The 24,522-nt window shown below is 70.9% G+C and carries 22 protein-coding genes; 13 read left to right on the forward strand and 9 right to left on the reverse strand.

Annotated elements, in window-relative coordinates:
* Positions 1-82 precede the first annotated feature (82 nt).
* The 3 genes from DLJ53_RS20190 (at position 83) to DLJ53_RS35285 (ending at position 3,957) form a co-directional block, all read left to right on the forward strand.
* Positions 83-1,021 (forward strand): 2-hydroxyacid dehydrogenase, encoded by a 939-nt coding sequence (locus DLJ53_RS20190; protein ID WP_111348584.1) that lies wholly within the window; start codon positions 83-85, stop codon positions 1,019-1,021.
* A gap of 9 nt (positions 1,022-1,030) precedes the next feature.
* Positions 1,031-2,440 (forward strand): dihydropyrimidinase, encoded by a 1,410-nt coding sequence (gene hydA / locus DLJ53_RS20195; protein WP_111348586.1) that lies wholly within the window; start codon positions 1,031-1,033, stop codon positions 2,438-2,440.
* A gap of 269 nt (positions 2,441-2,709) precedes the next feature.
* On the forward strand, positions 2,710-3,957 hold the full coding sequence (locus DLJ53_RS35285; protein WP_162409413.1) for a hypothetical protein: 1,248 nt from the start codon (positions 2,710-2,712) through the stop codon (positions 3,955-3,957).
* A 196-nt stretch (positions 3,958-4,153) separates the two neighbouring features.
* Here the strand turns inward: DLJ53_RS35285 and DLJ53_RS20205 are convergent, their stop codons facing one another.
* From DLJ53_RS20205 to DLJ53_RS20230, 6 genes are all read right to left on the reverse strand, one after another.
* Positions 4,154-4,957: a hypothetical protein gene (locus DLJ53_RS20205; RefSeq protein ID WP_162409415.1), complete on the reverse strand. Its 804-nt coding sequence runs from the start codon at positions 4,955-4,957 to the stop codon at positions 4,154-4,156.
* A 338-nt stretch (positions 4,958-5,295) separates the two neighbouring features.
* Positions 5,296-5,808, reverse strand: coding sequence for a class I SAM-dependent methyltransferase (locus DLJ53_RS20210; RefSeq protein WP_111348589.1), 513 nt, complete (start codon positions 5,806-5,808; stop codon positions 5,296-5,298).
* On the reverse strand, positions 5,805-6,191 hold the full coding sequence (locus tag DLJ53_RS20215; protein WP_202913256.1) for a PH domain-containing protein: 387 nt from the start codon (positions 6,189-6,191) through the stop codon (positions 5,805-5,807). The genes DLJ53_RS20210 and DLJ53_RS20215 overlap by 4 nt, the downstream gene beginning before the upstream one ends.
* 108 nt (positions 6,192-6,299) lie before the next feature.
* Complete coding sequence (locus DLJ53_RS20220) at positions 6,300-6,683, reverse strand: PH domain-containing protein (RefSeq protein ID WP_111348591.1); 384 nt, start codon at positions 6,681-6,683, stop codon at positions 6,300-6,302.
* Between the two features lie 188 nt (positions 6,684-6,871).
* Positions 6,872-7,135 carry an usg protein gene (locus DLJ53_RS20225; RefSeq protein ID WP_111348592.1) on the reverse strand — a complete coding sequence of 88 codons (264 nt, stop codon included), beginning with the start codon at positions 7,133-7,135 and terminating at the stop codon, positions 6,872-6,874.
* Positions 7,136-7,251: 116 nt separating this feature from the next.
* Positions 7,252-8,328: a YihY/virulence factor BrkB family protein gene (locus DLJ53_RS20230; RefSeq protein WP_111348594.1), complete on the reverse strand. Its 1,077-nt coding sequence runs from the start codon at positions 8,326-8,328 to the stop codon at positions 7,252-7,254.
* A 176-nt stretch (positions 8,329-8,504) separates the two neighbouring features.
* Here DLJ53_RS20230 and DLJ53_RS20235 point away from each other — a divergent pair, with 176 nt between their 5' ends.
* From DLJ53_RS20235 to DLJ53_RS20275, 9 genes are all read left to right on the forward strand, one after another.
* Positions 8,505-9,464, forward strand: coding sequence for a hypothetical protein (locus tag DLJ53_RS20235; protein WP_111348596.1), 960 nt, complete (start codon positions 8,505-8,507; stop codon positions 9,462-9,464).
* 289 nt (positions 9,465-9,753) lie between these two features.
* The gene (locus DLJ53_RS20240; RefSeq protein WP_111348597.1) at positions 9,754-10,602 is read left to right on the forward strand and encodes a sugar phosphate isomerase/epimerase family protein; all 849 of its coding nucleotides are present in this window, start codon (positions 9,754-9,756) and stop codon (positions 10,600-10,602) included.
* Between the two features lie 112 nt (positions 10,603-10,714).
* Positions 10,715-11,944, forward strand: coding sequence for a PQQ-dependent sugar dehydrogenase (locus DLJ53_RS20245; protein WP_111348599.1), 1,230 nt, complete (start codon positions 10,715-10,717; stop codon positions 11,942-11,944).
* Between the two features lie 173 nt (positions 11,945-12,117).
* Positions 12,118-12,987 (forward strand): CAP domain-containing protein, encoded by an 870-nt coding sequence (locus DLJ53_RS20250; RefSeq protein WP_111348600.1) that lies wholly within the window; start codon positions 12,118-12,120, stop codon positions 12,985-12,987.
* A gap of 133 nt (positions 12,988-13,120) precedes the next feature.
* On the forward strand, positions 13,121-13,825 hold the full coding sequence (locus DLJ53_RS20255) for a CoA transferase subunit A (protein WP_111348602.1): 705 nt from the start codon (positions 13,121-13,123) through the stop codon (positions 13,823-13,825).
* Positions 13,826-13,928: 103 nt separating this feature from the next.
* Positions 13,929-14,555, forward strand: a complete 627-nt coding sequence (locus DLJ53_RS20260; RefSeq protein WP_111348603.1) for a CoA transferase subunit B — start codon at positions 13,929-13,931, stop codon at positions 14,553-14,555.
* Between the two features lie 206 nt (positions 14,556-14,761).
* Positions 14,762-16,873, forward strand: a complete 2,112-nt coding sequence (locus tag DLJ53_RS20265; protein ID WP_111348605.1) for a 3-hydroxyacyl-CoA dehydrogenase NAD-binding domain-containing protein — start codon at positions 14,762-14,764, stop codon at positions 16,871-16,873.
* Positions 16,874-16,961: 88 nt separating this feature from the next.
* On the forward strand, positions 16,962-17,951 hold the full coding sequence (locus tag DLJ53_RS20270; RefSeq protein WP_111348606.1) for a glycosyltransferase family A protein: 990 nt from the start codon (positions 16,962-16,964) through the stop codon (positions 17,949-17,951).
* Positions 17,948-19,168: a hypothetical protein gene (locus tag DLJ53_RS20275; RefSeq protein WP_111348608.1), complete on the forward strand. Its 1,221-nt coding sequence runs from the start codon at positions 17,948-17,950 to the stop codon at positions 19,166-19,168. Before DLJ53_RS20270 ends, DLJ53_RS20275 begins: the two co-directional genes overlap by 4 nt.
* Positions 19,169-19,172: 4 nt before the next feature.
* Here DLJ53_RS20275 and DLJ53_RS20280 read toward each other — a convergent pair whose 3' ends face one another.
* The gene (locus DLJ53_RS20280; protein ID WP_111348610.1) at positions 19,173-20,060 is read right to left on the reverse strand and encodes a LysR substrate-binding domain-containing protein; all 888 of its coding nucleotides are present in this window, start codon (positions 20,058-20,060) and stop codon (positions 19,173-19,175) included.
* A gap of 104 nt (positions 20,061-20,164) precedes the next feature.
* On the opposite strand from DLJ53_RS20280, the gene DLJ53_RS20285 reads away from it, so the two are divergent.
* On the forward strand, positions 20,165-21,193 hold the full coding sequence (locus tag DLJ53_RS20285; RefSeq protein WP_111348611.1) for a YeiH family protein: 1,029 nt from the start codon (positions 20,165-20,167) through the stop codon (positions 21,191-21,193).
* 13 nt (positions 21,194-21,206) lie between these two features.
* Here DLJ53_RS20285 and DLJ53_RS20290 read toward each other — a convergent pair whose 3' ends face one another.
* Both DLJ53_RS20290 and DLJ53_RS35775 read right to left on the reverse strand, forming a co-directional pair.
* Positions 21,207-22,712, reverse strand: a complete 1,506-nt coding sequence (locus tag DLJ53_RS20290; RefSeq protein ID WP_111348613.1) for an amidase — start codon at positions 22,710-22,712, stop codon at positions 21,207-21,209.
* Positions 22,713-24,227, reverse strand: a complete 1,515-nt coding sequence (locus tag DLJ53_RS35775; RefSeq protein ID WP_211100647.1) for an amidase — start codon at positions 24,225-24,227, stop codon at positions 22,713-22,715.
* Positions 24,228-24,522 lie beyond the last annotated feature (295 nt).

Genomic DNA, 24,522 nt, shown 5'->3' on the forward strand with positions numbered 1-24,522 from the left:
GGCAGATATGCTGCGCCGAACGTCCGGTCAATTGTCAAACGGCCCGTCCCTTGCCTACCCTTCGAAGCATGAGACCGACAAAATGACCACGCTGCTTCTTTCCACCGGCTGGCACCAGGACGAATGGCTCGCCAACTGGCGCGCGACCGCGCCGGACCGCCCCATCCTCCGGCACGGCCAGGACGACTACGACCCCGCCGCCATCGACTACGTGCTGACCTGGAAGCCGCCGGCCGGCGTCCTCAGGACGCTCCCGAACCTGAAGGCCGTCTTCAACCTCGGCGCGGGGGTCGACGGGCTGATGGCGGACCCGGACCTGCCGCCCGTCCCACTGGTGCGCCTCGTCGACGACGACATGACCTACAGGATGGGCGAATGGGTCATCCTCCAGGTACTGACCCACTTCCGCCAGGCGCTCGCCTACCTCGACGTGCAGCGTAAGCACGAGTGGCGCGAGTTCGAGCAGCCGGCGGCGAACGCGGCCCGCGTCGGCCTCATGGGCTACGGCACCCTTGCCCGGCACTGCGCGCCGATCCTGCTGTCGCTCGGCTTCACCGTGCACGGCTGGTCCCGCTCCCAGCGGCCGAGTGACATCACGCTCTACTATGGCGCCGAGGGCCTCGACGCCTTCCTGAAGCGCACGGACATCCTCGTCTGCCTGCTGCCGCTGACGGAGGACACCCGCGGCATCCTCGATGCCGGCCTCATCGCAAGGCTCGGCGGGGAGAGCCCCCTCGGCCCGGTCCTCATCAATGCCGGGCGCGGCGGTCTCCAGACGGAGGCGGACATCCTGGCGGCGCTCCGGTCCGGTGCGCTGAAGGGCGCCTCGCTCGACGTCTTCAACGAAGAGCCCCTCCCCGCGGACGATCCGATGTGGGATGCGCCCAACCTCGTCATCACGCCCCACGTGGCCGCGGTCTCCGACCCGACGTCCACGCTTCGCAATATCGTCCGCCAGATCGAGGCGTTCGAGCGCGGTGAGCCGCTCCGGAACGTCGTCGACACAATACGCGGCTACTGAGGAGACACCATGACCTTCGACCTCGTCATCGCCGGCGGCACCATCGCCACGGCCGCCGACGTGTTCAAAGCCGACATCGGCGTGAAAGACGGCGTCATCACCGCGCTCGGCATCGGCCTCGAGGGCGCCGAGACCATCGACGCGACGGGCAAGTACGTCCTGCCGGGCGGCATCGACAGCCATGTCCACATCGACCAGCCCTCCGGCGAGGGTATCGTCATGGCCGACACGTTCGAGACCGGCACTCTGTCCGGCCTCTTCGGCGGCAACACGACGCTGCTGCCGTTCTGCGTCCAGGAGAAGGGCAAGTCCCTGCGCGACGCGCTGACGGCCTACCACGCGAAGGCCGAGGGCAACTGCTACACCGACGTCTCCTTCCACCTCGTCATCTCCGACCCGACCGAATCGGTGCTCGGCCAGGAGCTGCCGGCGGCGGTGGCGGACGGCTACACCTCGTTCAAGGTCTTCATGACCTACGAGAACCTGCGCCTCAACGACGCCGAGATCCTGCAGGTGATGGACACCGCGCGACGCACCGGCGCGCTCGCCATGGTGCACTGCGAGAACGAGGACGCGATCCGCTTCCTGATCGACCGCCACGTCGCCGAGGGCCGTCTCGAGCCGCTGTCGCACGCAACGACGCGCCCCCTCGCGGTGGAGCGCGAGGCGACGCACCGCGCCATCACGCTCGCGGAGGTGGTCGACGTGCCCGTCGTCATCGTCCACGTCTCCAACGGGGCGGCGATGGAGGAGATCGAGCGGGCGCGGGCGCGGGGCATGAACGTCACCGGGGAGACCTGCCCGCAGTACATCCGCCTCACCGAGAAGGACCTCGAGGGGATGAACTGGGAGGGCGCCAAGGCGGTCTGCTCGCCCCCTCCGCGGACCGAGGCCGAGTGGGACAATATCTGGCGCGGCATCCAGACCGGCGTCTTCGACGTCTTCTCCTCGGACCACTGCCCGTTCCGCTACGACGACGAGCGCGGCAAGCTGAACCCCAAGGGCCGCAAGGACTTCCGTCACGTCCCGAACGGCATCCCGGGGGTGGAGACGCGCCTGCCGATCCTCTTCTCCGAGGGTGTCTCGAAGGGGCGGATCGACATAACCCGCTTCGTGGCGCTGACCTCGACGAACCACGCCAAGACCTACGGCCTCTACCCGAAGAAGGGCACCATCGCGGTCGGCGCGGACGCCGACATCGTGCTGTGGGACCCGGAGGCGGAGACGACGATCCGCCACGCCAACCTGCACGACGGGTCGGACTACTCGCCCTACGAGGGCCTCGAGGTCAAAGGGCTGCCGAGGACGGTCATCCTCCGCGGCAAGGTGATGGTGAAGGACGGCGAGCTCGTCGGCGCCAGGGGCGACGGACGCTATCTGCCGCGCGAACTCTCGATGAAGGTCCGCCGGCCGGGCTGAGGCCGGCCGCCGGCATTCCCGGTCCGGCTCCGCTTGCGGACGCCGGGGCCGGGTGCCGGCCACCGGGGCACGACCGCGCGGGGCGGTCGCAATCCGGCCCCGCGCACCCTATGATGTTCACGCGTGGCTCAGGATCGGTCTGGATGATCCTCGGGGCACGGGGACGGCGGCCTGACGCGGCACGATACGCGCGGCCGCGGCCCGACATCTGGTGAATGAGTTGTCCCGTCCCGCGTTCGTCCCGGGGCGCGGATCCGGGAGCATGGCCCATGAGGCGTCCTCACCTTCTCGCGCTGTCCGTCGTGGCAGCGGGCGCGTGCGTCGCGGTGACGACGGCGAGCGCGCAGACCTATTCCTCGGCGCTGCCGCTGACGGTCGCGGAGCGCCGCGCGCTGGAGAGTCGCCTGTCGACGGTGCTCGACTACGCCCGCGACAACCAGGTGGCGTACATCGAGCTGCCGGGCGGCGGCCAGGCCGCGGTGCGCGCCTACCGCACCGTGCGCGGCGGCAACGGCCAGCCCTGCCGCGGCTACCGCATCGACGTGGACGGACAGGCCGGCCGCTCGGCCGTCGACGGCTACCGCTGCCGCACGCCGGACGGCGCGGTCTGGGTGCTGGCGCAGCCGGAGCTGCGCATCGCGCAGCAGGGCGCGCCGCTCGATCTGCGGCGCCCGGCCCCGCAGCCGGGCCCGCCGCCCGCGGGCGCGTCCGACCCCGGCTCGTTCGCCGAGCGCATGCGCCAGCGCCTCGGCAACGGTAGCGGCAACGCCCCCTTCAACCCCAACGCCCCGAGCCCGCCGCCGGAGGAGGACAACGCGTCGCTGTTCGCGCCGGGCGAGGTCCCGCCGATCCCGCGCGAGGCGCCGCCGCGTGACACCGCCTCGACCGGCGACGGCAGCGTCGGCGGCACGGGCGACCTCGCCGCGGCGGCGCCGGGCGACGCCGCGCCGGACGCCTCGCCGGCAACGCCGAGCGATGCCGGCGGGCCCACCGACACCACCTCCCTGCCGCAGTCCGCGCCATCGCAGGACACCGCCGCGGGCGAGCCGACCAGCGACACCTTCGCTCCCTCGGTGCAGGCGCGCCTCGCCACCGACCGCGCGGCCCGGCAGGGCACCCCGCCGGGCGACGGCGAACCGGCCGCCCCCGCCGAGGCGTCGCCGCGCGTCGTCACCGCAAAGGATCCGCAGCCCGCCGCACCGTCGGCCATCACGCCGGCCCCGGCGACGGACGGAACGCGCGTCGTCGCGGGCCGGACCGATCCGGCGGCCACCACGTCGGCGAGCGACGAGCGCGTCGTCGCCGCGCTGAAGGAGCTCGACTATCTCGGCCCGTCCGATGGCGACACGCCCGGCGCGGTCGAGGCGGCCATCGGCGACTTCGCCAGCGACGAACGCTTCGCGCTGCCGGTGCCGTCCGACGCGCTGCTGGCGCGCCTCAACGATGCCCTCGACCGCACCGGCTCGCTGCCGATCTGCCAGACCGGCGCCCAGTCGATGTGCATCTCCCCCGACTGAAACCGGTAGCGGCGCCCGCTATAGCGCGGGCGCCCGCCTGAAACGTGAAGAGGCCGTCCGGGTCGCCCGGACGGCCTCTTTCGTTCTGAAGGCCAGCGGGCCCGGTATGCCGGCCGGCTTCGGCCGGCGAAACGCGCGTCGCGCCTGCGGGGTGAGAGGCCGGGCCGCGCCAGTCCGCCCGGCGCCGCGCCTCAGATCACTCGGTGCGGGTGACCGTCACGGCGGTGGGCGCGCGCACCGAGCGGACGGAGAGGTCCGTCCCCTCGGCGATCGGCACCCGGAGCCGCTGGTCGGCCGAGCCGGTGAAGACCTCGCCGTCGAGGCGAATGCGGTAGGTGCCGTCGGCGCTGATCAGCACCGCGCCCGGTTCGGCCGGGACCGACACCCACCCGTCATCGGCGCGCACCGTCAGCGGTCCGGAACCGAGGGCGCCGGAGCCGCCGCGGTCGAACAGGCCGAAGTCCGCGATCCCGTTGTCCTCGAGGTAGAACGCGACGCCGCCGGCGCCGACGAGCAGCACCAGCGCCAGCACGAGCGTCCCGACGACGTCCTTGATCCGGCTGCGCCGGCGCGGCACCACGAGGATCTCGCGCGTGCGCGGCTCCGCCACCACGACCCGCCGCGGCCGCTTGGCCGACGTTTTCGGCGAGACGGCGAGCCCGGCGCCGTTCTCCCGGCCCCCCGCGCGCGACTGGCCCGGCACGATCGCCGCGACGTCGAGGTCGCCCGGCTCGCGCTCCTCGCCGTCGTCCCGCTCGTCGTGGTCCTCGTCGTGGCCGTCGTCGTGGCCGTCGTCCGGCTCATCGTGGTCCGGCTCCTCGTCGTGTTCGACCTCCACGTCGACGATGTGCTCGTCGTCGCGGTTGTCCCGGCGGCTGCGCCGCTTGACGTCGGCCCACACCTCGGGCTCGACCGCCTCGGGTTCCTCCGGAGCGGGCTCCGGCTCGCGCAGCTCCTCTCCCAGCGCGCCCTCGAAGCGGGTGGCGATATCGGTCGGCATCACCGACTTGGACCGCGACCGGCCCGACGGGTCGACGGCCGCAGGAGAATCCGGCGTCGTCGGCGTATTCGGCGTGCCGGTGGGGAAGTCGATCCCGCACACCGGGCACCGATAGGCGCCGGACACGACCGGTTCACCGCACGCGCGGCATCGGAAGAAGGCTCGCGAGGCCAAATACGCCCCCTCGTTAAAGACCGTCCGGCGAATGCCACCAACCGTCACGCCGGTCAAACCGCGTGCCGGGTGCCGGCCCCTGTCGCATCGTCTCACCCCCGCGGCGACGCCACGGGGACGATGCGGCAGCGACGGACGCACCCGGCCGGTCCGGCCGGGTGATGTTAACGTGTTTTGCGGTAGAGCCAGTAGCGCCCGCGTTCGGCGTCCGCGGAGCGAGGCAGCGCCTCGAAGTCCGGCATTTCCAGCTCGATGCCGCTCGCCACGTACCCGCCGGGCGCGGTCCGCTCGGCGATCAGCGGCGACAGCCAGGCGCGCTTGACGAGGTCGGCCGTCGGGTCGCCCGAGCCGAGGTCGCAGTGCACCAGCGCCGCAAGCGCGCCCACGCGCGGCCCGCAGAAGGCCAGCGTGTCGCGGATCTCGCCGACGATCATGTGATCGGCATCGGGGATGGAGGCCGGGTGCGCGGTGATCGACCGGTCGAACACGAAGATCTCCCGATCCGGCAGGATCGTGCGCAGGTGATCGAACGTGCGCCCGTTGCCGAGGCCCAGTTCCAGGACCGGCCCCGGCACGTCGAGCGCCGCGGCCACCTCTTCCAGAAATGTCTTCTGCGCGGTCATGCGCGCGATGAAGACCTCCAGCCGGCTGACGCGCCGGGTCGCCTCGGTTGTCATACCCGCAGAGCGCTGCGCAGCCGTTCCGGGTCGGGCATGCCGCCCTGCACCAGCTCGGGGTTGTCGCCGGCGGTATAGATCTTGAGGATGCCGCAGTTGAAGATCCGGTCGACGAAGGTCTGGTCGATGCGCACGGTCCGGATCGATTCGAGTTCGATCTCCAGTCGCTCCTTGTTGAACACGCCGCGCGTCAGGAGGACGCGCTCGTCGCCCACGGTCAGGAGCGTGCACTTGGTCTTGACGTACCAGACCAGCAGCCAGACGATGCCGATGACGAACGGCACGAGCAGACACGCCAGGATGAACCGCCCCGGCTCGTCCGCGAACATGCGCGGATGCTCCTGGTAGCGTGGCTTGGGGACATTGTCGGACGTCATGGTCATCGGTTTCAGCGCTCTCCGTCGGTCAAGCTAAGGGGCCGTGCTTCGTGATGGCCTTGGCGGTCGAACCCGCGAGGCCCCACAATGGTTGCCTTCGTCGTCGATGCAAGTTTACGCGTTGGAGCCGCGGGCGTTGCGCAACGCGGTGCGCAGCGTGTCCGGATCGGGCAGTCCGCCCTGGTCGATGTCCGGCGCGTCGCCGGAGGTGTAGACCTTCAGGATCCCGCAATTGAAAATCCGGTCGACGAACGTCTGATCGACCCGCACGGTCCGGATCGAGCTCATCTCGACCTCGATGCTTTCCTTGTTGAAGACGCCGCGGCGCAGGGTCACGCGCTCGTCGTCGACCGTCACGAGCGTGCTGCGATTGACGATGTACCAGACGAGGAGCCACACGATCCCGACCACGAACGGAATGAGCAGGCACGCCAGGATGAACTTCCCCGGTTCGTCGGCGAACATCGTCGGGTGTTCGTTGTAGAGAGGGGTACTCATGCGCCATCCGATGCTACGTGTCTCCACGCCGCAATATAATGACGCTCCGTCCGACGCATACCCCCAGCAGCGTCAGTCTCTTGTGAACGACGCGGATCTCCGCGCGCGGCGGCGCCGGGAACTGGCGCTTGCCTTGTGCCGCCGCCGTTGCGGCGGATCGCCCCGCGGGGCCGCGCGCGGCGGCTCGCTCAGTGGTACTGCTGCAGCGTCACCAGACGCCACGACCCTGCCGAGATGAGCTGGCGGTAGCTGACGTTGACCGAGTGCAGCTTGCCTTCGATCTCCCGCCGCCAGAACTCCAGGAAGGTTTCCAGCACCGGGAACTCGGGCGCACAATCGTATTCCTGCCAGATATAGCTTTGCAGGATCGCAGGATGATCCGGCATGCGGTAGAGAATTTCTGCTGTCGTCAAGCTGTATCCGGCGAGTTGCCGTTCCAACCCTGTCACCATTGGTCTCTCCCAATCAGACAATCAAAAGTCTGCCACGAGAAATGGTAAAGGCAAGCCGGCGAATGAATTTTGAGCAAGCTGTGCAACAGGTTAGCTGGCAGCAGTGCAGGAGACTGCTAGCGCTGTTGGTGCGTCAGCTTTCTCCGGAGGTTGCCGAACCGCTCCGAAATCGAAGCGCCCTTGCCCGAACGCCCCTTCGCGACCAGATCCGCCACCACCGCGTCCCGCGCGCCCAGCGGCCGCTGCGGCCCCACCGTGGTGTCGGTGACGAGCTGGTGCTCCACCTCGGCGTTGAGCTGCGCGCCGAGCAGGATGATGATCATCGACACGTAGAGCCACATCATGAAGCCGATGACGGCGCCGAGCGAACCGTAGGTCGCGTTGTAGTTGGCGAAATTCGCCAGGTAGAACGAGAACGCCGCCGACGCGACGACCCACAGAAAGGCCGTGAGGACGCTGCCCCACAGCACCCAGCGCAGCCGCGGCGGGCGGCGGGACGCACCGTAGCGGAAGAGCAGGCTGAGCCCCGCCATCAGCACCACGAAGAGCGAGGGCCAGCGCACCATCGCGACCGCCGCCTCCCCCCGGCCGCCGAGCCCGATGTGGCCGAGCACCACCGGCACGACGACAATGGCCGAGATCAGCACCGCCGCGGCGAGGATCGCCGCGAGGGTGAAGGCGAGCGAGACCAGCGTCAGCGTGAAGAAGCCGCGCTTCTCCTCCTCGCCGTAGACGACGTTCATGGCCGAGAAGAGCGCCTTGACGCCCGCGTTCGCCGACCAGAGGGCGACGAGGATACCGACGAGGAAGCCGACGCTCAGCGTGCTCTGGTCCTGCGAGGCGAGCCGGCTGAGCTGCTCCGTCACGAGATCGACCGCCGTGTCGGGCAGGACGCCGGAAAGTGCGGCAACGTGGCTCTGCACGGCAGTGACGTCGAACACCAGACCGTAGAGCGCCACGAAGGCGGCGATGCCGGGGAAGATCGCCAGGAGCAGGAAGAACGCCGCCCCGCCGGCGATCAGGGAAATGTTGTTTCGCCCGAAGTCGGCCGCAGTACGCGTCAGGATCGCCCGCCACGCCGGGAGCGGGATCTGGAAGACCCCCTGGGCGTGTCGCCCGTCCGGCCCGGCCGGCGGCGCGCCGCGCTCCGCAACCTCGTCCGCCGCCGCATCGTCCGCTGCGCGCTGCTCCATGTCGTCGCCTCCCTCGATAATGGCGCAACCATGCACGGGGCCCGCGGGTTCCACGCCGCCTTCGATCGGACGCGCGGCCGTGACAGCGCCAGAGGGTAGCAGACGCGTCGCGTCCCGGCCCGAGGTCCGTTGACGGCCCCCGGCGGTGCAGTCCAGAAGGGCGCGGATGCGGCCCGGTGGGCTGCAACGGGTCCCAGCGGTACACCTATTCGATGCACGACGCCCTCGCCCCACGGAGCACGAGCCCGGCGCCGCTCGATCCGGCGCTCGGACCGGTGCTTGCCGAGTTCGCCGCGCTGAAGCGCGTGCCGGCGCGCGCGAGCGCCCACCGCTCGATCGCCGACGAGGGCTTCCGCCGCGCCTGGACCGCGATTCTCGCCGGCGAGCCGCTGGAGGACGTCGCGCGGACGGAGGTCGCCTACGCCGCCGCGCAGATCGCGCTGGTGCCGGTGGACGCCGCGCAGCTCGCCCATGCGGGCGTCGACCCCGACGATCGCCGCACGGTCTACCGGAACGCCGCCGGCCGCACGGTCGGCACGCTGTCCGAACCCGTCGCCGACCGCCTCGCCGCCGTCGTCGAGGGAATGACGCCGCCGGGGACGGGACCGCAGTTCGTCGACCTGCTGGCGAGCCAGGCCCGAGCCGGGGCGCTGCGCGAGGGCGCCGCCCGGCTGGTGATGCCGCCGGAGGAGATGCAGTCCGAGCACGCGTGGTCCGTCGCGGTGATGGGCGGGCTCCTGCAGCTGCGGCGCGACGAGCCGGCGGGACCCGCCATGCTCCTCGGCCTCGCCCATCATCTCGGCGACGCCTACGCCGCCGTACCCGACCCCGAGGCGCCGAGCCCCGAGGACGAGACCGCCCGCCGCCGCTCCGTCGCCCGCGCGCTGGAACAGTGCCCCGGCGAGCTGGCCGAGCTCCTCGCCGCCGCGCTCGATCACCGGAACGACCTCCGGCTGCCCGCCGCGGGCGCCTTCGTCGCCGCCGACCTCATCGACCGCGTGCTGCAGCAGCGGCACTACGCGAACCTCGCCGGCTTCTCCCTCTCGGACGCGATGGACGCGCGGGAGTTCGTCGACCCGGGTCCGATCCGCGAATTCCAGCTCGAGGTGCTCGCCCGCTTTCGCCTCACATTCTGATGAGAATTTCATCACCTCCCATGCATATTACGCAACCTTAGCGATGGTGCGGAGGAAATACGCGGCAAAGCGCGGCAAACCCATGACAAAAAGGATTGATTTTTCTCGGCTAGAGGCCTTGCGAGACTTGGCAAGAGCGCCGCGAATGCCGATAAGCTCGCGACGAAGCATTTCGTTGCGCCGGTGGTCCGGAATCTGCCAGCGTCGCGATGTGCGCTGGTCACATGCCGCCGCAGTCGTCCGTGGCCAGCCCCACCGCAGGACCCCGTGACCCGATAGCCGACGACCCATGCTGCGCTTTGCCTACAACACGAACGGTTGCGCCTACCATCGCCTCGATGACGCGCTCGAGCTGATTGCCGAATCCGGCTACCAGGGCGTCGCCCTCACGCTCGACGCCAATCATTTCGACCCGCTGGCCGACGACTACGAGGCCGCCGCCGAGCGATTGGCCACCCGCCTCAGAGAGCTCGACCTCGGCCTCGTCGTCGAGACCGGCGCCCTCTATCTGCTCGACCCGCGCGAGGCGCAGGAGCCGAGCCTGCTGCATCCGACCGAGGAGGGGCGCAAGCGGCGCATCGACCTCATCCGGCGTGCCGTCAGGATCGGCGAGATCTGCGAGGCCGAGGCGGTCACCTTCTTCGCCGGGCGCCGCCTGCGCAGCGTCACGCAGGAGAATGCCGGCGCGTGGCTCCTCGACGGGCTCTGCCAGATCGCCGAGATCGGCTCCGCCGCCGGCGTCACCGTCGCGCTGGAGCCGGTGCCGGGGCAGATGATCGGCACGCTCGACGACTTCATGCTGGTCCGCGAGGCGCTGAAGCAGATGGTCGGCGTCCCGCCCGCCCTCTCGCTCGACGTCGGCCACTGCCTCGTCACCAACGAGCGCGACCCTGCCTCCGCGGTGAAGGAGTTCGCCCCCGTCCTCGGCAGCGTCGCCATCGAGGACATGGTGAAGGGGGTCCACGAGCACCTGCCCCTCGGCCAGGGCGACATGGACATCCGCGCCGTCCTCACCGCGCTCGACGACGTCGGATTCGAGAAGCTCATCTCCGTCGAGCTTCCCCTTCAATCCATGCGCGCGCACGAGGTGATCCCGGCTATGATGGACGTCCTGCAGGACTGCCTGCCGAGCGACTGAACGGTTCGCTGCGCCCATTAGGCACAGCATTTTACCGTTGCGTCATCTACGGACAGTGCCACCTGCAAGGGGAGCCGCGCCTCTTCGCGGCGACCTAACGATGAGGACGCCTATGCGCCTTGCCCTCGCCCTCGCGCTGTCCGCAGGTCTCGCACCGGCCCTGCTGACCCCCGCCGCGGTCGCGCAGACGCGCCCCCCGATCGACGCCGGGCCGGCCAACGCCGCCGACCAGACGCCCGCCTTCCCCGGCCAGACCCGCGCGCCGCAACCGGACGAGCCCACCGCCTTCGCGACCGAGACCGTCGCCACCGGCCTGCCGCGCCTGTGGGCCCTCGAGTTCCTGCCGGACGGGCGCATGCTCGTCACCGCGAAGTCCGGCACGATGCACATCGTCGGCCAGGACGGGCGCGTCGGCGCGATGATCCAGGGCGTGCCGAGCGTCGACTCGCGCGGCCAGGGCGGCCTCCTCGACCTCGCCCTCGACCCCGGCTTCGCAGACAATCACCGGATCTACATCTCCTACAGCGAGCCGCGCGGCGACGGCGTCAACGGCACCACCGTCGCCCGCGCCGTGCTCGACATGCGCGAGGGCAATACCGCGGCGCTGAACAGCTTCGAGGTCATCTTCCGCCAGACGCCGGGCTACGCCGGAACGAGCCACTTCGGCTCGCGCCTCGCCTTCCGGCGGGACGGGACGCTGTTCGTCACCGTCGGCGAACGGTCCGACACGCCGATCCGCGATCGCGCACAGGCCCTCGACGCCGGCATGGGCAAGGTTTTCCGCATCAACACGGACGGCTCGGTCCCGGCGGACAACCCGTTCGTCGGCCGGGACGGGGCGCAGCCGCAGATCTGGTCCTACGGGCACCGCAACCTCCAGTCGGCGATCGTCGACCATGCGGGCGACCTCTGGACCGTCGAGCACGGGCCGCGCGGCGGCGACGAGCTCAACCGCCCCGAGGCCGCCCGCAACTACGGCTGGCCGGTGATCACCTACGGCCTCAACTACAACGGCACGCCCGTCGGCGACGGGATCACCCGGCACGAGGGCATGGAGCAGCCGGTCTACTACTGGGACCCCGTGATCGCCCCGTCGGGCATGGCCGAGTACAACGGCGACCTCTTCCCCGCCTGGCGCGGCCACTTCCTGATCGGCGGCCTCGCCGCCAAGGCGATCGTCGTGCTGGCGGTCGAGGACGGGCGCGTCGTCACCGAGGAGTGGGTACCGCTGAAGGCACGCGTGCGCGACGTGAAGGTGGCGCCGGACGGCACGGTCTACGCGGTCACCGAGACGGGCAATTCCAGCAACATCGTCAGGGTCATCCCGAAGAAGGGGTCCTGAGCGCGGGTGCCCGTGCTCCGGCCCCCGCCCCGATCGTCGATCCGACCGGTCACCCGGTCCTCCCCGCCGCGCCGCCCCCCGCTGCGGCGCGGCCCCGTCGCCCCGCCGCCCGGGGCCGACGCCCGGCGCCGCGCGGTCGCACCGCCGCCTCCGCCGTCGGGACCGGCGCCGGCATGACGCCGTTTCTCACCGGGCCGCTCGCCGACCTCAGGGCCGAGGCGCTGTCCCTCGTCAACACTGCGCGGGATGCGGCGGGCCTCCTCTGGCTCGTCCCCTCCCCGGCGCTCGACCTCGCCGCCCAGCGCCACGCCGAGGCGATGCTCACCGGGGGAAACTACAGCCACACCGGCGCGGACGGTTCGACGCCGCGCGACCGGATCCTCGCCGCCGGCGCGCCGCCCTTCACCCTCACCTCCGAAAACATCGCCCGGATCGACGGGTGCGACCCGCTGCCGACGACCGGCCAGGTCCGCAACCTCCACGACGGTTGGATGACGAGCCCGCCCCATCGCGACGCGATCCTCTCGCCGGGCGTCTCCCTCTTCGGGTTCGGCATCGCCGGCGCCGCGTCGTCGCTCTTCGCCGTGCAGACCTTCGCCGGCCCCGGCCTGCCGCGCGGGCTTCGCCCGGGCCTCTCCCCTCCGGCGCTCGGGCCGCGCGAGGCGGCGGACCGCGCCATTGCCGCCCTCAACGCGGCTCGGCTCTCTCCGATCGCCCGCGCCTCGGCCCTTGAGGCGGTCGCCCTGGCGCTCCTCCCGGACGTTCCCGGCGCGATCATGCGCACGGCGGGCGACCTCTTCGCCCTCCTCCCCCCGGCCGAGCGCCGCGAGTGGCGCCGCCTCGAGGTCCACGCCGCCGGCGAGACCGCCTCGGGCGGCGCGCTGAGCGACATCGACGTCACCAACCTTCTCGCCGACCTCCTCGCCGGTGCCGGGGCCCGCGCGGCCCTTCTCGGCCCCGCCGACGCGGCGGGATTTGCCTTGTGGGCCGACGGGTTGGGTGCCAAGGGCGCGATCGTCGTCGTAGGTGAACGGTTCCCTTAAGCTCTTGCGGCGGCGGCCGGACTGCGCAAGTTGAACGTCAAGCTCAGCAAGCTCGATTTTCTGGTGCGACGGCGCCGGCAAAGTCGTGCTAGTTGCGCCGGATTGACCGGGTTGCCACGACGGGAGGGCATGCATGAAGAAAGTCTACGGGTCAGCAGCGGAGGCGCTCGACGGCCTCTTGTTCGACGGCATGTTGATTTCCGCGGGTGGCTTCGGCCTCTGCGGCATTCCCGAGCTCCTGATCGCGGCGATCCGCGATGCCGGCACGAAGGACCTCACCGTCGCCTCCAACAACGCCGGCGTCGACGACTTCGGCCTCGGCGTCCTGCTGCAGACCAAGCAGGTCAAGAAGATGATCTCGTCCTACGTGGGCGAGAACGCCGAGTTCATGCGCCAGTACCTCTCCGGCGAGCTGGAGCTCGAGTTCAACCCGCAGGGCACCCTCGCCGAGCGCATGCGCGCCGGCGGCTCCGGCATCCCGGGCTTCTACACCAAGACCGGCGTCGGCACGCTCGTCGCCGAAGGCAAGGAGCACAAGGAGTTCGACGGCGAGACCTACATCCTGGAGCGCGGCATCGTCGCCGACCTTTCCATCGTGAAGGCCTGGAAGGCGGACGACACGGGCAACCTCGTGTTCCGCAAGACCGCGCGCAACTTCAACCCGCCGGCGGCCATGTCCGGCAAGGTCTGCGTCGTGGAGGTCGAGGAGATCGTCCCGCGCGGCTCGCTCGACGGCGACCAGATCCACCTGCCCGGCATCTACGTCCACCGCATCATCCAGGGTGAGCACGAGAAGCGCATCGAGCAGCGCACGACCCGCAAGCGCGAGGCCGCCTAAGCGCGGCCGCGGGCGCGGCACCGGCCGCGCCCGGTTGGATGTGGAGCCCCGCAAGGGGCGTCGGAACAACGGCTGAAACGCCGACTTTTTCAGGAGATGGATTGTGCCCTGGGATCGCAATCAGATGGCCGCCCGCGCTGCGCAAGAGCTCGAAGACGGCATGTACGTCAACCTCGGGATCGGCATCCCGACCCTCGTCGCCAACTACGTCGGTGACAAGGACATCACGCTCCAGTCGGAGAACGGCATGCTCGGCATGGGCCCGTTCCCCTACGAGGGCGACGAGGACCCGGACCTCATCAACGCCGGCAAGCAGACGATCACCGAGCTCGCCCGCACCTCCTACTTCGACAGCGCCATGTCGTTCGGCATGATCCGCGGCGGCAAGATCGCCGCGGCGATCCTCGGCGCGATGGAAGTGGCGGAGAACGGCGACCTCGCCAACTGGATGATCCCCGGCAAGCTCGTCAAGGGCATGGGCGGGGCGATGGACCTCGTCGCCGGCGTCGGCAAGGTGATCGTGGTCATGGACCACACCAACAAGGCCGGTGAGTCCAAGGTGCTGAAGGAGTGCACCCTGCCGCTGACCGGTCAGGGCGTGGTCGACCGCATCATCACCAACCTCGGCGTCCTCGACGTCGTCGACGGCGGCCTCAAGATCGTCGAATGCGCCGAAGGCGTGACCGAGGACGAGCTGCGCGCCGCCACCAGGGCGACGATCGTCAACTAGTGCCGTGTCCGCCCGGGCGACGTCGCCCGGGCGGACCACGCGCTCATTTCCATGACGCCGGCGCCTCCTGCCCGCCCCTTCCGCGCGCAGGATGCCCCGGAAACGACCGACGGCCTCACGGCCCAACGAAGCCCCTGCCGGCGGTGCGCGCCGGTGGAATGACGCGCGGCGCCTGAAGCCAGCGGCCCCGACGGAGGAAGCCCCCAATGACCGGACCCGTGACCCTCAGCTACGAGGGCCCCATCGCCATCATGACCATCGACAACCCGCCGGTGAACGCGCTGTCGTACGCCGTCATCGACGGGATCAAGGCGGCATTCGACACGTTCGAGGCCAGCGAGTGCGAGGCGCTCGTCATCGCCTGCGCCGGTCGCACCTTCGTCGCGGGCGCCGACATCAACACCTTCGACGACGCGGACTTCTCCGCCGCCCCCTTCAACGCGCTGATCGGCCGGATCGAGGCGAGCCCGCGTCCGGTGGCCGCCGCCCTCTTCGGGACGGTGCTCGGCGGCGGGCTGGAGCTGGCGATGGCCTGCCACATCCGCGTCGCCCACCCCGCGACCAGGCTGGGCCTGCCGGAGGTCCATCTCGGCCTCATCCCCGGCTCGCTCGGCACGCAGCGCCTGCCGCGCCTCGCGGGCCTCGCCAAGGCGTTCGAGATGATCTCCACCGGCACGCCGATCTCGGCCGAGCATGCGGTCGGCGCCGGCATCGTCGACCACATCGCCGACGACCCGAAGGGCGCCGCGATCCACGCCGTCGCCGACTACGCCCATTCCCACCAGCCGCCCCGCCGCGCGAGCGAGCTGACGATCCCGGACATCGACCAGGCACCGGAGATCATCGCCCAGGCGAAGGCCGCCGCCGAGGCGAAGCCCTTCCTGCCGACGCTGGGCGCCATCGCCGCCGCGCTCGAGGCGGCCACGAGGAGCTTCGCCGAGGGCGAGCGCGTCGAGGCGGCGGAGTTCGAGAAGCTGCGCGCCACGACCACCTCCCGAGCGCTGCGGCACATCTTCTTCGCCGAGCGCGAGGCGCAGCGCGTCCCGGGCCTGCCGAAGGATATCCAGGCGCGGCCGATCAAGTCCGTCGGCATCGTCGGCGTCGGCACCATGGGCGGCGGCATCGCGATGACCTTCGCCAACGCCGGCATCCCGGTGACGCTGGTCGAGACCTCGCAGGAGGCGCTCGACCGCGGCATCGGCATCATCGAGAAGAACTACGCCGGCACCGTCAGCCGCGGCCGCCTCACCGAGGAGGCCGCCAAGGAGCGCCGGGCGCTGATGACCGGCGCAACCGGCATGGAGGCCCTCGCCGAGGCCGACCTCATCATCGAGGCGGTGTTCGAGGACATGTCGCTGAAGCTCGACGTCGCGCGGAAGCTGGGCGAGGTCGCCAAGCCCGGCGCGATCATCGCCACCAACACGTCCACCCTCGACGTCGACAAGATCGCCGAGGCGACCGGCCGGCCGGCCGACGCGCTCGGAACGCACTTCTTCTCGCCGGCTCACATCATGAAGCTGCTCGAGGTGGTGCGCGGCGCGCAGACGGCGCCGGACGTCCTCTACACGGTGATGAAGCTCTCCAAGACCATCGGCAAGACGGCCGTCGTCTCCGGCGTGTGCTACGGCTTCATCGGCAACCGCATGACGGAGATGTACCTGCGCGAGTCCGAGGCGATGATCCTCGAGGGCGCGACGCCGCAGCAGATCGACAAGGTGGTCGAGAGCCCCAGGTGGCTGGGCCTCGCCATGGGTCCCAACCGCATGGGCGACATGGCCGGCGTCGACGTCATGGCGCGGATCGTCAACGAGTGGGTGGAGTCGGGCGAAGGACCGCAGGCACCGTCCTACCGGGCGCTGGTGCGCGCGCTCTTCCACCTCGGCAAGTTCGGCCAGAAGACCGGCGAGGGCCTGTACCTCTACGAAGGCCGCAAGCCGATCCCGAACCCGGCGACCGAGGCGCTGGCGAAGGAACTCGCGGCGATGCACAACATCGCCCCGCGCGAGCACTCCGAACAGGAGATCTTCGAGCGCCTGATCTACCCGATGGTGAACGAGGCCGCGCTGATCCTCATGGAGGGGATCGCCTATCGCCCGGGCGACATCGACGTGGTGTGGACGTCGGGCTACGGCTGGCCGACCTGGCGTGGCGGTCCGCTCTTCATGGCGGACGAGATCGGCGTCGGCGAGATCGTCGCGCGGATGGACCACTACGCCGCGACGCTGGGCAACGAGCACGGCTACTGGACGGTGGCGCCGCTCCTGCGCGAACTGGCGGCGTCCGGCCAGCGCATCTCCGACTGGCGTCCGGCGAGCTGACCGGCGGGCCGGCGGTCGCGGGTTGATCCGGCGGCCGCGCGGCCCGATCCTCGGTGCGGGCACAGGCGCCCCCCGCGAGACCACACGCATGGACCACAGCTATCCCGCGACCACCGCCCGCCCGGCCGTCCACCCGGGCCCCCGCGGCGTCAGCGTCGTGATCCCGTTCCGCCGCTTCGACGGCGGGCTGGAGGAGGCGGTCGCCTCCGTCTGGGCGCAGCGGGGCGTGACGGCTGAGGTGGTGCTCGTCGCGGCCGGCGCGCCCGACCGCGACACGCTGCGGGCCGAGCGGCTCGCCGCGAAGGGGCCGTGCCGGATGGCCTACCAGGCGGCACCGGCGCGCGGCGCCGCGCTCGCGCGCGGGATCGCCACCGCCGGCGCCGCGATCGTGACGACACTCGATTCCGAAACCGTCCTCACCCCCCACAAGCTGGCGGCGGACGCGGGCATCGTCGCCGCCGACCCGCGCGCCGTTGCCGTGTGCGACCTCGAGCGGACCTGCCCCGGACGCGGCGATGGCGGCGCGGTGCGCTGGTCGTTCGATGCGCTGGACGCGGTTCGCGGCGGCGCGCTCACCGCCCACGTCGCCTCGCACGCGCGGTCCCTGCCCCGGCACATGACGCTCTCGCGCGCGCTCTACGGCCGGACCACAGGGTTCGACACCGCGCTCGGCGCCTTTGCCGACTGGGCGCTCGCGATCGAGCTGACCGGCCTCGCCTCGGGCTGGGTGCGCACGCCCCGCGTCGGCCTCACCTGGACGCCACGGCCAGACCGTCGGCCGGTCGAGACCGCGCTCTGGGACGCGTCTCTCGATCTCCACCTCGCCTTCCTGCGCAACGGGGACATGCTGGCGACCCGGTTCGGAGCGGACGCGCTCACCTTCCTGAAGTGCGCCGCGGAAACGCTCGTTGTCTCCACGCAAATGCGGATGGCCTGGGCGCATATGGATGATCGCGCCACCTTCCCCGGCCACGTGCTGACGGACCTGAGGGCGCTTCGCGCCGCGCTCGCCGCCGCGCCGGGAACGCCGCGCGCGCGGCTGGAGGCGGCCTACGCGGCGCTGACGGTGCCGGCATGAGCGCAGCCGACGCCCTCTCGTTCGACCACTTCACCAGCATCGCCCCGGTCGGCATCGAGGCGCAGGTGGACAAGCTTGCCACCTGGCACCACGCGCACGGCAGGCCGGTCTTCACCGTCAACCACGCGCGCGAGTTCGACAGCTTCGCCGGCGTCCTCCCGCCATGGATCGTGCCGGTCGAGGTGGATTTCGAGCGGGCCTACGGGCGGGACTACCTCCCCCTCCGCGCGCTGCACTGCGGGATCAGCCGCGCCGCCCACCCGCGGCATGAGCACATTGTCTTCACCAACTCCGACATCAAGGTGCGGGGCCGGGACGACGTCGCAGCCCTCCTCGCGTCCGGGGCCGACCTCACCTTCGCCTCCCGCAACGACGTCGCGCCCGACGGTACCGAACGCGGCGTCTACACCGACGGCTTCGACGTCTTCGCCTTCAGGCGAAGCGCGCTCGGCGTTCTCGACCGGGACGATCTGCGGCTCGGCATGCCCTGGTGGGACTACATGGTTCCGCTGTTCGCGATCCTCGCCGGGCACGCCGTGCGGCGGCTCGACGACGGTGTCTTCCCGCACGTCACCCACACGCAGCGCTGGTCGGAGGTCGCCTACCAGGACATCGGCACGCGCTGCCTCCTCGACATGGCGCCGGACCTGATCGACGAGACGGACATCACCGGCGCCAGGATCACCACCTTCGCCCGCTTCACCAACGACATCCTGAACAGCGAGGCGCTGGGCGAGCCGGGCGGATCGCTGACGGGAGACCTGCGGGCCGACATCCGCCGAGGCATCCGCAACATCTTCCGCGACCCGGAGGACGACGGCGAGCGTGCCGAATACCGCCCCTCGCGCGAGCTGATCGGCCCCAATGCGGATGGAACGGGCGTGGAGTTCGCCGCCAAGGCACCCGCGACGCTGGAACCTGTCGGCACCGCCTGGCAGCTCAGCCGCAACGGCGCGCCCTACGGCGGGGTCGGGCGCATCATGGCCGACGTGAAGCGCGGCGGGCGCTACGAGGTGGAGCTGACGGTGAGCGCCGTCGGCAAGAAGCTCAACGTCACGATCTTCGGCGTCCGCACCACGCTCGACCGGCCGCAGGTCTTCCGCAAGTCCGTGTTCGCGCCGCGCGAGACGCTGACGATCGCGCTCGACCCCGCCGAGGATTCGCGCGGCACCGCGACGATCACCGGCCTCCGCCTCCGCCGGATCGCCACCGCCTGAGGCCTCAGCCGGCGGTCACGAGGCCGACGAGCGCCCGGGCGGCGCGGGTCTTGTGGCGCTGCGGATGGGTCAGGACCGAGAAGGTCCGCAGCGGCCGTGGCGTCCACGTCACGCGGCGCAGCGCGATGTGGCGCGTGCGGAACGAGCCGACCGCCCGCCGCGACAGCATCGTGACGCATCCTCCGGCCGCGACGGCGGCCAGGACCGCCTCGTTGGAGGGAAGCTCGAGCGTCACCTCGAGGTCGCCGGTCGCGAGGTTGAGCGCCCTGAGGTGCGTCTCGAACGCGGAGCGCGTGCCCGATCCCGGTTCGCGCAGGACCCACCGCAGCGCCCTGTAGTCGCCCGCCGAGAACGACGGGCGGCGCCGTTCGGCATGGTCGCGCGCGAGCACCAGGACCAGTTCGTCCCGCGCCACGACCTGGATGTGCAGGTCGCTCGACGGAAGCTCGCCCTCGACGAAGCCGAGATCGGCCGTCCCGTCCATCACCGCGGCCGCCGCCGTCGCGGTGTTGCCCACCGTCAGGTCGATCTCGACGCCCGGGTGGCGGTCGTGGAGCGCCATCAGATGGCGCGGCAGCCAGTAGCTCGCCACGGTCTGGCTCGCGGTGATGCGCAGGCGCCCGCGCATTTCGCTGGCGAGGTCGTCGAGTACCAGCTTCGTCGTCTCCGCCTGGGCGAGGAGGCTGCGGGCCGCCTCCATGAAGGTGAGGCCGGCCTCCGTCGGCTCGATCCCCCGCCCCACCCGGTCGAACAGTCTGACGCCGTGCTGCGCCTCCAGCGCCGAGATCGCCGACGAGACCGCCGATTGCGTGAGGTTCAGCGCCTCCGCGGCGCGCGTGACGTGCCGCCGCTCGGCAACGGCGAGGAAGATGCGTACCTGATCGAGGGTCATGCACGAATCATCGACGAAATCGAACGGATTGCCAAGAATATTCAATTGGATCGAACGGTATGCCGGCGCCAGATTGTTGGCATTCAATCAATCTGGAGCCCGCGATGACCAGCCTTGCCGTGGAAACAGTCGACGCCGAACCCGCAGGCTGGCGCGATCGAATTCGGGACGTCGCCCCTGGCCTCGGACTGGCCGCGGCGCTCGCCGCCGTGGCGCTGCCCGTGGCACGATGGTCCGGATCCCCGCTCGTCAGCCCGATGGTGCTGGCGATGCTCGCCGGCATAGTCATCCGCAACACCGTCGGTATCGGTGACGCGCTGGGGCCGGGTATCCGGACCGCGCTGCGCCCGGTCCTGCGGTTCGGCATCGTGCTCCTCGGCGCGCGGCTGACCTTCGGCGAACTCGGCGCCATCGGCCTTCCCGGCATCGTCGTCGTCTCGGTGGCGCTGGTGTCGACCTTCGTCTTCACCAAGCTGGCGGCGCGGGCGCTGGGTGTCGACGCGAAACTGGGCGAGCTGATCGCCGCCGGCACGTCCATCTGCGGCGCGTCCGCGGTGCTGGCGGTCAACACGGTTACGCGGGCGCACGACGAGGACGTCGCCTACGCCATCGCCTGCGTGACCGTGTTCGGCTCGCTGTCGATGGTCCTGTTCCCGCTTTTGATGGTCCCGCTCGGCTTCACGCCGGAGACGTACGGTCTCTGGGTCGGCGCGAGCGTCCACGAGGTGGCGCAGGCGGTCGGCGCCGGGTTCGCGCACGGCACCGTCGCGGGTGAGTTCGGTACCGTCGCCAAGCTGGGCCGTGTCATCCTGCTGGCGCCCTTGATCCTCACGCTCGGCGCGCTCGCCGCGCGGCGCGGGGGCGCGATGGCGGGGCGCGCGCCGATCCCCTGGTTCGTGTTCGGCTTCGTCGCCGTGGTGGCGCTCAACTCGCTGGTGGCGCTGCCGCCGGTGGGCGTGGAGGGCGCGCAGCTCGCGTCGACGGTCTGCCTCACGATGGCGCTCGGCGCGATGGGGCTGGAGACGGATATCGCGAAGCTCCGCCTGAAGGGGGTCCGGCCGCTGATCCTCGGCGCGGCCGCGTGGATCTTCATCGCCGCCGTCGCCGGCCTGCTCGTCATGCTGGTCGCCTGACCCGGACCCCGCTCTACCGGTAGGCTGCCTCCAGAGCGGCGGCGATCCGGTAGAGCGTCATCTCGCCGAGGTGCGCCCCGGTCAGCATCGCGCCGACGGGGCGCCCGTCCGGGAGCGGCCCCACCGGCACCGAGATCGACGGATGGCCCGTCGCGCAGAACGGCGCGGTGTTGGCCGTCATCGCGAACGCCGAGGTGACGATCTCCTCGCGGCTCGCGTCCGCCGCCGGCAGCGGCATGGCGGCGATGGGTGTCGCTGGCATGAGGAGCGCATCGCAGCGCGCGAGCGCCTCGTTGTAAGCCCCCGTCAGCGCCCGGTTGAGGTTCTGCGCCTTGCCGTAGAAGCGTCCGCTGTGCCGGCTCCCCATGTAGTGACCCATCAGGATGCCGAGCTTCAGCGTGTCGGAGAGCTCGTCCGCGCGGCCGTGCCAGCGGGCGTGCGCGTCGAGGAGGCTTTCAAGGTACACGCCCTTGGCGTTGGTGCCGTAGGCGTTCTCCTCCATCATCAGCCGCGTGGCGCCTTCGAGGAAGATCGGCGTCCAGATCGCCGCGCCCCTGGCGTGGAGCGGGATCGGCATCTCGACGACGCGCGCGCCGGCCCGGGCGAGACGGTCGGCTGCGGCGCGCACCGCCTCGCTGACGGCGGGGTCGTGGCCGGGACGGTCGAACCCCTCCGGCACGACGCCGATGGTGAGGCCGGCGACGCCCCGTGACAGCGCCTGGGAATAGGGCTGTGACGGGGCGCCGGATTGACGGGGATCGAGGCCGTCGGGGCCGGCCAACACCTCCAGCATCAGGGCATTGTCGGCGACGGTGCGGGTCATCGGGCCGGTGTGGTCGACGGTCAGCTCGACGGGGAAGATGCCGGTGTACGGGACGAGCCCGTGCGTCGGCTTCATGCCGACGATGCCGCAGAAGGAGGCCGGGATGCGGATCGAGCCGCCCTGGTCGCCGCCCGTCGCGAGGTCGACGATGCCCGCCGCGACGAGCGCCGCCGATCCCGAGGAGGAGCCACCGGCGTTGTGGCCCGGCACAACGGGGTTCTCCACCCAATTCGGCCAGGAGGTGTGACTGCCGCCCGACGCGCAGTAGTACTCGCACTGCGCCTTGCCGAGGATCGTCGCCCCCTCGTCCAGGAGACGCGTCACGATGGTGGCGTCGATCTCCGGCACATAGCCGGAAAGGATCGAGGCGCCGTTCTGCATCGCCATGCCGGCGACGCAGGTGTTGTCCTTGATGGCGACCGTCTTGCCGGCGAGCTTGCCGCGCCTGGCGCCCCTGATCTCGCTGAGGACCGCCCAGGCGCCGTAGGGGTTCTCCTCCGGCGCGGGGCGGCGCCCCGGCGTCCTCGGGTAGCGCACCGGCGGCAGCGGCTCGGCCATGTGGTCGACGACGTCGTAGGCGTCGAAGAGGCCCTGCATCAGGCCGAGGAAGGACGCGGCGTCGGCCGGCGACAGGCTGAGGCCGAGTTCGGCGCCGACCGCTGCGATCGCGCCGGCGTCGGGGCGCTGGATCGCCACTTACATCCGCGTCCAGTCGCCGGCCGCCTCGAAGGCGGACGCGGCCTGGTAGATGGTCGATTCCGCCCAGTGCTTCGCCGTCAGCATCATCCCGACGGGGAGCCCGTCGACCATGCCGCACGGGACGGACATCGACGGGTGGCCGGTGACGTCGAAGGGGGCGGTGTTCTCGATCATCTCGAACGCGCGCTGCACGACGAGGCCGAGCGGGGCGTCGGACGGCGGGATCGGCGGGGCGCGCATCGCCGTCGTCGGCATCATGAGGATGTCGTAGGACGCCAGCATGTCGTCGTAGGCCTTGCGCAGGTTGCGCGCCTGGTTCTGCGCCTTGGCGTAGTAGTGGCCGCGGTGGAAGCGCTGGAAGTACTCGCCGAGGAACATGGTGATCTTCAGCGGGTCGGCGAGCTCGTCGGCACGGGAGCGCCAGTTGGCGTGGTAGTCGAGGAGGCTCGTGGTGTGGAGGCCCTTCCAGCCGGTCCCCATGCCGTTGCCGCGCATCATCTGGTTGGTGCCGCCCTCCGCCGCGATGGGGAGCCAGACGGCCATGGCGGTGGCGTGGAACGGGATCGACACCTCGTCCACTGTCGCGCCGAGCTTGCGGTAGAGGTCGCCCGCCCTGCGCACCGTCTCGTCGACCACCACCTCGGACTCGGGCCGGCCGAACCCCTCGCGCACCAGCGCGATGCGCATGCCGCGGACGCCCTTGCCGAGGGCGGCGGTGTAGGCGTCGGTCCGGGGCGCGTACTGGCGCGGGTCGAGGCCGTCCTTCCCGGCGATGACTTCGAGGCAGAGGGCGTTGTCGTAGACATTGCCGGTCATCGGGCCGGTATGGTCGATCGTCGTCTCGATCGGCATCACGCCCGAGTACGGGACCAGGCCGTGCGTCGGCTTCATGCCGTAGATGCCGCAGAACGAGGCGGGCATGCGGATCGAGCCGCCCTGATCGCCGCCGATGGCGATGTCCACCTCGCCCGCCGCCACCAGCGCGCCCGACCCGGACGAGGACCCACCCGTGGTGTGGCCGAGCTTGCGGGGGTTCTGGACCGGGCCGGTCGCGTTGGTGTGCGAGCCGCCGGAGAAGCAGAAGTACTCGCAGTGCGCCTTGCCCTTGATGGTGGCGCCCGCGTCCAGCATCCGCGTGACGACGGTCGCGTCGACGTCCGGCACGTAGCCCTTCAGGGTCGAGGCACCGTTCATCATCGGCACGCCCGCGAGGCAGACGTTGTCCTTGAGCGCCACGGTCTTGCCCGCCAGGGCACCGCGCGGGGCGCCCTTGATGTCGGTCTTCACGTACCAGGCGTTGTACGGGTTCTCGTCGGCGGTCGGGCGGTAGCCCGAGGTGCGGGGGTAGACCACCGGCGGCAGGTTGTCCGGCATCTGGTCGAGGGTGTCGTAGTGCTTGATGGAAGCTTCCATCAGGCCCATGAACTCGCGGATCCTCTCGTCGGAAAGGTGCATGCCGAAGTCCTCGGTGATGGACTTCATCTGCGCGAACGTGGGGCGTTGGACGGTCATGCGGGCGAGCCTCTGGATGGGGTCGTGCAGCGCGAACGGATCCGCCCCCCTGGTCGGGGCGGCGGCGCCGTTCGTGGCCGGTGTCGCGCCGTTGGTCGCCACAGGCGCGGCCTTGGCGCTGCCGCCGCGGCTGTTGAGGCCGGTGAACTCGGCGATGAGGGGCGCGTCGGCGTAGTCGGCGCGGTCGATCACGCCGGCGACCTGGCCCTTGTTGAGGAGGACCAGCTTGTCGGACAGGTCGGTGATGAACTCGAGGTTCTGCTCCACCAGCAGGATCGAGAGGCCGCGCTCGGTG

Source organism: Acuticoccus sediminis, from assembly GCF_003258595.1.
Lineage (GTDB): Bacteria > Pseudomonadota > Alphaproteobacteria > Rhizobiales > Amorphaceae > Acuticoccus > Acuticoccus sediminis.